The organism is Mycobacterium sp. ABE4_509 (genome assembly GCF_056160785.1).
In genome coordinates this window covers 19,323-27,624 of record NZ_JBSWXU010000065.1, presented here as the reverse complement: position 1 = coordinate 27,624, position 8,302 = coordinate 19,323, and the positions used below count along the sequence as shown (strand labels likewise).

Sequence of the window (8,302 nt, the reverse complement as noted above, 5' to 3'; positions counted from 1 at the left end):
GCTCGGGCTGTCCGGCGCCGGGCGCATCTCCGCCGGCGGCGCGACCCGTTTGCTGGCTGCCCGCGACGGGTGGTGTGCGCTGACCCTGTCCCGCCCCGACGACGTCGAGGCGGTTCCGGCGCTGCTCGAGATCGATACGGTGGACGCCGATCCGTGGCCGGCGATCGGCGCGCGGGTACGCAGTGGCCGGGCGGCGGAGTTCGCCGAACGCGCCCGCCTGCTCGGACTGCCGGTGGGCGTGCTGGGCGAAACGGGCCCCGCGGACCCGGTGGTCAGGCGGGCCGGTCACCGGCGGCCGCCCAGGCGGCTGTCGGAGCTGTTGGTGGCCGACCTGTCCTCGATGTGGGCCGGCCCGCTGTGCGGTGCGCTGCTGGCCCGCGCGGGTGCCGCGGTGGTCAAGGTCGAGACCGGCGCGCGCCCGGACGGCACCCGATCCGGGCCGCCGGCCTTCTTCGACTGGATCAACGGCGAAAAGCTCTCCTATCGAGCCGATTTCGCCTGCCCCGGCGGTCTTCGCCGGTTGCTGGCCGCCGCCGATGTCGTCATCGAGTCATCCCGCCCCGGTGCGCTCGAGCGGCACGGTCTGGGCCCCGACGACGTCCCCACCCGCGACGGCCGGGTCTGGGTCCGGGTGACCGGGCACGGAACAGCGCCGGAGCGTGCCGGCTGGGTGGGTTTCGGCGACGACGCCGCGGTGTCGGGCGGCCTGGTCTCCGGGACACCCGCCGCGCCGCGCTTCTGCGGTGACGCCGTCGCTGATCCGCTGACCGGCATGCACGCCGCCGCCGCGGTGATCCGATCGCTGTCCGGCGGCGGCGGTGAGGTGGTCGCGCTGGCGCTGTCCGGGGTCGCCGCCGGATACGCGGGCCTGCCGCGCGAGGATGAGAAGGCCTGTGCAGCAGCACCGTCGATCCCGCGGCGGGCCGCGGCACTCGGTTCCGACAATGACCGGGTGGACGACATGGTCACCCGCCGGCTCGTCGCGGCATGCTGATCCAGCGGGCGGCGCTGCTGGACGGCACGCACGCCGACATCCGGGTCGGGGCACAGATCCTCGACGTGGCCGATCGACTGACCCCGCGGCCCGGTGAGGACGTTCTCGACGCGGCCGGCGGCGCCGTCATCCCCGGATTGCACGACCACCATCTGCATGTCCGGGCGGCTGCGGCGGCGATGGACTCGGTGCACGTCGGCCCCGACACCGTGCGCCGCCGGGAGGACCTGGTGCGGGTCCTGGCCGCCGCGCCGGTCGGCCCCGACGGCTGGATCCGGGCGGTGGGCTATCACGACGCGGCGGCCGGAGCTCTCGATCGCCGGGTGCTCGACGAGGTGTGCCCGACGCGGCCGGTGCGTGTTCAGCACCGCAGCGGCGTGCTGTGGACGCTGAACTCGCTGGGGTTGAGCCGGATCGGCTTCGGTGACCACCCCGACGGCCGGCTGCGCAGCGCCGACGGATGGTCTGCGGCGCTGGCGCGCACCGAGCCGCAGATCACGCAGTTCAGCGCGCAGTTGTCCCGGTACGGTGTCACCGCTGTCACCGACGCGACGCCGGACCTGGACCCCGGCGACATCGACTCGCTGCGCGATGCGCACCGACGCGGCGAACTGCGTCAGCGGGTGCACTTCCTGGCGCCGGGCAAGCGCATTCTGCACGACGACGACCTGGACCTCGACGGGCTCGCCGACTGGATCGCCGGTCGGCACCGCGACGGTGTGCCGGTGGCGCTGCACTGCGTCACCGCCGCGCAGTTGGTCGTCGCGCTGGCGGCGCTGCGGTGTGCCGGGCGCCGGGCGGGGGACCGCATCGAGCACGCCGCGGTGGTACCCGACGACAGCGTCGCCGACCTGGCCGAGTCCGCGGTGACGGTGGTGACCCAGCCGAACTTCGTCGCCGAGCGCGGTGACCAGTATCTGGCCGAGATCCCGGCCGCGGACCACGCCGAACTGTGGCGGGTGGCCACACTGCTGCGGGCCGGGGTCCCGGTGGCGCTGTCCACCGACGCCCCCTTCGGGGCCGCCGACCCGTGGGCGGCCATGCGGGCTGCGGTGCAGCGCCGCAGCCCGTCGGGGACGGTGCTCGGTCCGGCCGAGCGGATCTCGGCGACCGCGGCGCTGTCGCTGTTCCTGGGTGAGCACCGCAGCCCCGCCACACCGCGACGGGTGCATCCGGGCACCGTCGGCGACCTGTGCGTGCTCGCCGAGCCGCCGGCCGCGGTGCTGGACGAGCCGGACGCCGGGCTGGTCGCCGCGACGATCGTCGCCGGCGAGGTCGTCTACCTCAGGACCTGAGCTTCAGGCCGCGGCCGGGGCGAAGGCGGTCCGCAACATCGCGCACTGACTACCGAAGAACGCTTGCGACACATCGGCGTTCGGCGCGATGCCGTCGAAACCGTGGAAGGCGCCGTCGACGACTTCGACCTCGCAGGGCACGCCGGCCTCCCGGAGGCGTTCGGCATAGGTGAGGTCCTCGTCGTGGAACAGATCCAGGGTGCCGACGCCGATCCACGCCGGCGGCAGCCCGGCCAGGTCGTGGCGCCGCCCGGGCACGGCGAGGTCCGGATCGGCGTCGCCGAGGTAGGCGCGCCAGCCGAAACGGTTGCTCGACTGGTTCCACAGCCGATGTCCCGGATGATCGATGTCGTCACGCTGCGCGGAGCGGTCGTCGAGCATCGGGTAGACCAGAAGCTGTGCGGCCAGCGGTATCTCACCCAGATCTCGGGTGTGCAGCGCCAGCGCGGCAGCGAGCCCACCCCCGGCGCTGGCCCCGCCGACCGCCGCCCGGTCCGGATCGACCGCGGGCAGCGCGCTCAGCCAGCGCAGCGCCGAATAGCAGTCCTCGACGGCGGCCGGGTACGGGTGCTCGGGTGCCAGCCGGTAGTCCACCGAGGCCACCGTGGCGCCGAGCTCGCGGGCGAAACGGCGGCACAGCACGTCGTCCTGGGCGGCGCTGCCGATGACATATCCCCCGCCGTGAATCCACACCAGCGCGGGGCCCCGACCGCCGGCGCGGGGCGGACGGTGCAAGCGCACCCGCACGCCCGAGGCCAGGGTGAGTGCCTCGATGTCGTCCGGGTCGCGCCGAAACATCAGCTGCGATGCCGCCCGGACGAACGGCAGGGTCACCGGGGTGATGATCTGTTTGGGAACAAGGCGGGCGCTGCGCCGGAGCTCGGGATGGAATTCGGGGTTGGACACCCGACAAGTATGCGTGGCGCCACGCCGAGTGTGAGGATTGTTCGGTGTTCGAGGGCCTGGTCGGTCGCATCGGCGAGTTCTCCGAACTTGCCGAGTTCGTGGCGGCCGCGGATACCGGCCCCGCAGCGCTGGTGATCGACGGTGAAGCCGGCATCGGGAAGAGCACCCTGTGGCATGCGGGGGTCCAGCATGCCCGCGAGTCGGGTATGCACGTGCTCAGCGCCCGGTGCTGCGCGGCCGAACCCGTACCGGCCTGGTCCGCGCTGGCGGATCTGCTCGCCGACGTCGCCCCGGCCGTACTGGACGAGCTCCCCGGGGTGCAGCGCCTGGCGATCACCCGACTGCTCGACGGCGGCCGGCCCGAGCAGGCCGACCCCGGCGCCGAGTTCCAGATGCTCGCCGCGGCGATGCTGTCGGCCATCGGGGTACTCGAGCGCAGCGCCGCGGTGCTGATCGCCGTCGACGATCTGCAGTGGCTGGACGCCTCCAGCCAGGCGGTGCTGGCGTTCGTCGCCCGCCGGCTACGGCGGCGGACCGCACTGCTGCTGACTGAGCGTCCCGAACCTGACCGGGACCCCGCCTCGATGTGGCTGCGCCTCGAACCGACGGACCGCGTCGAGCGGATGAGTCTGCGCCCGCTGAGCCTCGGCGGTCTGCACGAGGTGATCGCGCATCGGCTGGGCCGGTCGTTTCCCCGCCCAACCATGGTGCGCATCGGCGAGGTCTCGGGGGGAAACCCCTTCTACGCGCTGGAGCTCGCCCGGGCACTCGAGGACAACCCGCTGCGCAGTGACACCGAGTTGCCGCGCTCGTTGGCCGAGCTGGTGCGGCGGCGGATCGGCGCCTTGAGCGAGGATGTCCGTGAGGTGCTGTTGGTGGCCGCGAGCGCAGCCGATCCGACCGTCGAGATGGTCTCTCAGGCAACCGGGTTCAGCATCGATCGCACCGTCGAACTGCTGGAGAGCAGCGACGGAGCCGGGGTGGTCTCGGTCGCCGGGCACCGGGTGCGGTTCCAGCACCCGCTGTTGGCGCGCGGCGTCTACACCGATGCCGGGGTGCCGAGCCGGCGCCGGGTGCACCGCAAGCTGGCCGAACTGGTGACCGAGCCTGAGTTGCGGGCCCGCCACCTGGCACTGGCCGCGACGTCCGACGACGCGGTCACGCTCGCCGCCCTCGACGAGGCTGTGGTCACCGCGCGAGCCAGGGGCGCACCCGCAGCGGCCGCAGAGCTGCTCGACCTTGCGATCGGCCTTGGCGCAGACACTGTGCAGCGCCGAATCGCAGCTGCCGACAATCATGTTCGGGCCGGCGACCTGACCACTGCCGGACAGCTGTTGGGGCCGGTGATCGATCGGGAACCGCCGGGCACACCTCGCGCTCTGGCGCGGGCGATGCTGGCCGCGGTGCTGGTCCACACGCAGGGCTACCCGCCCGCCGTCGACGAGTTGCAGCGTGCGCTCACCGATGCGGCAGGTGATCGGTTCACCACCGCCGCCGTCCGCACGCTGCTGGCGTTCATGCTGGTTCGGGCCGGTCGGCTCGACCAAGCGAGCGTGAGTGCGCGCACGGCGCTCGCCGAGGCCGAGGGCCCCGAGATCAGCGAGCCGGGAATCAGCGAGCGGGGAATCGGCCAGCTGATCAGCGCGGCGCTGGCGGTGAACGCGCTGGTCGACCACGAGTCCGGTGGCGGCCGTGATCACGCTGGGCTGCGGCGGGCCATCGCGCTGGAGGATCCCGCTCTCGACGTGCCGGTCACGTTGAGCGCCAGCGCTGTCGAGGCGGAATTGCTGATCGGCAGTGGTGAGGTCGAGGAAGCGGCCCGTCGGCTGGCGGCGGTACGGGACCGGCTGCTGGTGCGGGGCGCCGACACCGAGATGCTGTGGGTGTCGGTGAACGCGGCAACGCTGAACATCCTGCGCGGCGACTATCCGGCGGCGGCTCTCGACGCTCGGGAGACCGTCGAACGCGCCGAACGGCTGGGCGGTGACCATGTGCGCAGCATCGCGCTGACGGTTCGGGGAGCGGTGGCGGCGCACCGCGGCGCCGAGGCGCACGCCCGACAGGATCTGTGCACGGCCATCGAGTTGGCGCGGTCGTGCCGGTCACCGTACGCGCATCGGGCGGCGGTGCTGCTGGCCTTCCTCGAGGTGTCGGTGGGCTCCCATGCCCAGGCGGTGGCGGCGATCGAGCCGATGTTGGGTGAATTGCCCGAATTTCGTGCTGCCCCCGGTTTTCCGGCCAACGCCCACCTGCCCGACCTGGTGGAGGCCCTGGTCGCGCTGCGCCGGCTGCCCGAGGCCGAGCAGCTGGTGGCGACCGTCGAGGACGCCGCAGCCCGGCACGGGCGGGCCTGGGAGTCGGCGCTGGGAGCCAGATGCCGGAGCATGCTGCTGGCCGCCGCCGGTCAGGTCGTCGAGGCAGAACACGTCGCCGGCGTGGCGTTGAACCTCTACGGGGACCTCGCGATGCCCTTCGAGCAGGCGCGCACCCAGCTGCTGTGTGGGCAGCTGCAGCGCCGCCGGCGCCGCAAGCGTGCCGCCGAGGAGTTGTTCGTGCAGGCGCGGGAGACCTTCGAGCGACTCGGGGCGCAGCTGTGGGTCGCGCGGGCCACCGCCGAACTGGAGCGCACCGCCGCCGGCCCGGGGCGGGGAGCCGAGTTGACCGGTGCGGAACGCCGCATCGCCGAGCTGGCGGCCTCCGGGCTGACCAACCGGGAGCTCGCCGCCGAGTTGTACATCAGCCCGAAGACCGTGGAAGCCAACCTCAGCCGGGTCTATCGCAAGTTGGGCATCCGCTCACGCGCCGAACTGGGGCGGGTGATGGGGCGGGACGCCCGGTGAGCGCGACGGGTCACCGCAGCAACGGATCGCGCGGCAGGCCCAGGATTCGCTCGGCGATGGTGTTGCGGGTGATCTCGGAGGTGCCGCCGGCGATGGTCATCGCCCGGTTGCCCAGGTAGCTGCGGGTCAGCTGGGGAGTCTGTTCCACCACCGCGGCCGTGCCGGCCAGTTCGAAGGCCAACTCGGTGAGCCGCTGCCCGGACTCGGCGACCAACAGCTTGGTCACATTGCCCTCCGGGCCGGGTTCGGCACCGGCGATCGCGCGGGTGGCGCGGCGCAGGTTGAGCAGCCGCAGGGTGTGGATCTCGGCGATGACCTCGCCGGCCCGGCGCACGTACATCGCCGCCGTCGCCGGGGAACTGTCCAGCAGCTTGACCAGGTGATCGGGGGTGGTCCCGGTCGGTGCCCCGGACCCGCCGCCGATCGAGATGCGCTCGTTGCCCAGCGTCGCGCGGGCGACCAGCCAGCCCTTGTTCACATCACCGACCACATCGGAGTCGGGGACGAAGACATCGTCGAAGAACACCTCGTTGAAGTGCGAGTCGCCGGTCAGGCCCCGCAGCGGGTTGACCGTGACCCCGTCGGCGGTCATGTCGATCGCCATCATCGTCACCCCCGCGTGTTTGGGGGCGTCCGGGTCGGTGCGCACGGTGGCCAGCCCCCACTGGCACATCTGCGCCAGGCTGGTCCACACCTTCTGCCCGGTGACCCGCCAGCCGCCGTCGACCCGCTTGGCCGAGGTGCGCACCGCCGCCGCGTCGGACCCGGCGCCGGGCTCGGAGAACAGCTGGCACCACATCACCTGCCCGCGCAGCACCGGCTCCACCCACCGTTCGCGCTGGTCGTCGGTGCCGGCCTGGGCGATGGTCAACGCCACCCAACCGGTGATGCCCATGTCGGGACGCTCGACGCCGGCGAACTCCTCCTCGATGACGAGTTGCTCGAGCACGTCGGCGCCGCGTCCCCACGGGGTGGGCCAGTGCGGCACCAGATAGCCGGACTCGACCAGGAAATCGCGTTGTTGCGCGGCGGGCAGAGCGCGTGTCGTGGTTGCGGCCTCGCGGGCCGGTGCGCGGTAGGACTCGGACTCGGGCGGCAGGGTGAACGATGCGCCGTGGGCCTGACCGCTGCGCTGCCCTTCCACGACGTCGAGGAGCGGATCGACGCCGTCGGCGAGCAGCGCGGCCAGGGTGCGGGCGCGGCGCAGGTACAGGTGAGCATCGTGCTCCCAGGTGTAGCCGATTCCGCCGTGCAGCTGAATATTGTTCTGCGCGTTGAATACCTGGGCCCGGATGGCCAGCGCGGCCGCCACCGCCGCGGCGAACCACGCGCTTTCCAGATCTTCGGCGCGGGCGGCATCCCAGGTGGCGGCGGTGGCCGCCTCGACATCGACGAGCATGTTGGCGGCATGGTGTTTGACCGCCTGAAAGGTGCCGATGGTCCGGCCGAACTGTTCGCGCACCTTGGCGTACTCGACCGACATCTCCAACGCGGCCCACCCGACCCCCACAGACTCGGCGGCGCCGAGGGTCCGCCACACCGTCCTGGCGCCGCGGGCCGCGCCGCGCAACACCCGGTCGGTGCGGACCCGCACGTCACGCAGCGCCACCGAACCGATACTGCGGGTGGTGTCCAGCGTCTCCAGGGGCGTGACGGTGACCCCCTCGGCGGTGGCGTCGACGATCACGACGTCCGGGCCGGCGGTGAGCACCAGCACCTCGGCCTCCGGCGCCCCGAGGACGGTCGGGTGTTCGCCGGTGAGCACCAGATCCGAGCCCACCGAGACGCTGCCCGACACGCCCAGGGCTGCGACACGCCGGCCTGCCGCCAGCCCGGGCAGGAGTTCGGCGCGCACGCCGTCGCCGGCGCACCGGTCGATCACCACCGACGCGGCCACACTGGGCAGGAACGGGCCGGGGCACAGCTGGCGCCCCTGGCACTCGAGCACCACGGCGAGCTCGGCCAGGCCGAACCCGGACCCACCGTGGTCCTCGGCGACGGCCAGCCCTGTCCAGCCGAGTTCGGTTGCCGCCGACCAGATGTCGGGTGGGTTGTGCGGTCCGCCGTCCAGCGAGGCCCGGGCCTGGGCCAGCGTCTGCAACCGGGTCAACTGCCCGGTCACGGCTTCGGCCAGGTCCTGATGTTCCTCGGTGATGGCCAATGCGGAGATGCCGGCGGTCTTGATCACGCTCAAACCCTCTTCAGTGTGAGTTGACGGTCGTCAAACGAAGCTAGCGCGACCCCGCCCGGCGTCGCCACAGTGTGAC

At 72.7% G+C, this 8,302-nt stretch carries 5 protein-coding genes; 3 read left to right on the top strand and 2 right to left on the bottom strand.

The annotated features are described in order from the left end of the window. Both ACXAID_RS15270 and ACXAID_RS15265 read left to right on the top strand, forming a co-directional pair. Positions 1–994 (top strand): CoA transferase (locus ACXAID_RS15270; RefSeq protein WP_475023055.1); only part of this gene is annotated, 994 nt, incomplete at its 5' end. Next, the gene (locus ACXAID_RS15265; protein ID WP_475023054.1) at positions 988–2,289 is read left to right on the top strand and encodes an amidohydrolase family protein; all 1,302 of its coding nucleotides are present in this window, start codon (positions 988–990) and stop codon (positions 2,287–2,289) included. The genes ACXAID_RS15270 and ACXAID_RS15265, both read left to right, overlap by 7 nt. A gap of 3 nt (positions 2,290–2,292) precedes the next feature. Here the strand turns inward: ACXAID_RS15265 and ACXAID_RS15260 are convergent, their stop codons facing one another. Then, a complete protein-coding gene (locus ACXAID_RS15260; RefSeq protein WP_475023053.1) occupies positions 2,293–3,195 on the bottom strand; it encodes an alpha/beta hydrolase in 903 nt (300 codons plus the stop codon). A gap of 44 nt (positions 3,196–3,239) precedes the next feature. On the opposite strand from ACXAID_RS15260, the gene ACXAID_RS15255 reads away from it, so the two are divergent. Next, positions 3,240–6,035, top strand: a complete 2,796-nt coding sequence (locus ACXAID_RS15255; protein WP_475023052.1) for a helix-turn-helix transcriptional regulator — start codon at positions 3,240–3,242, stop codon at positions 6,033–6,035. A gap of 10 nt (positions 6,036–6,045) precedes the next feature. On the opposite strand, the gene ACXAID_RS15250 is transcribed toward ACXAID_RS15255, so the two are convergent. After that, complete coding sequence (locus ACXAID_RS15250; protein ID WP_475023050.1) at positions 6,046–8,223, bottom strand: acyl-CoA dehydrogenase; 2,178 nt, start codon at positions 8,221–8,223, stop codon at positions 6,046–6,048. Positions 8,224–8,302 lie beyond the last annotated feature (79 nt).

Bases quoted from the DNA above. Each gene is read 5' to 3' on its own strand.
- ACXAID_RS15265 (WP_475023054.1), top strand. From the start codon at position 988: ATGCTGATCCAGCGGGCGGCGCTGCTGGACGGCACGCACGCCGACATC.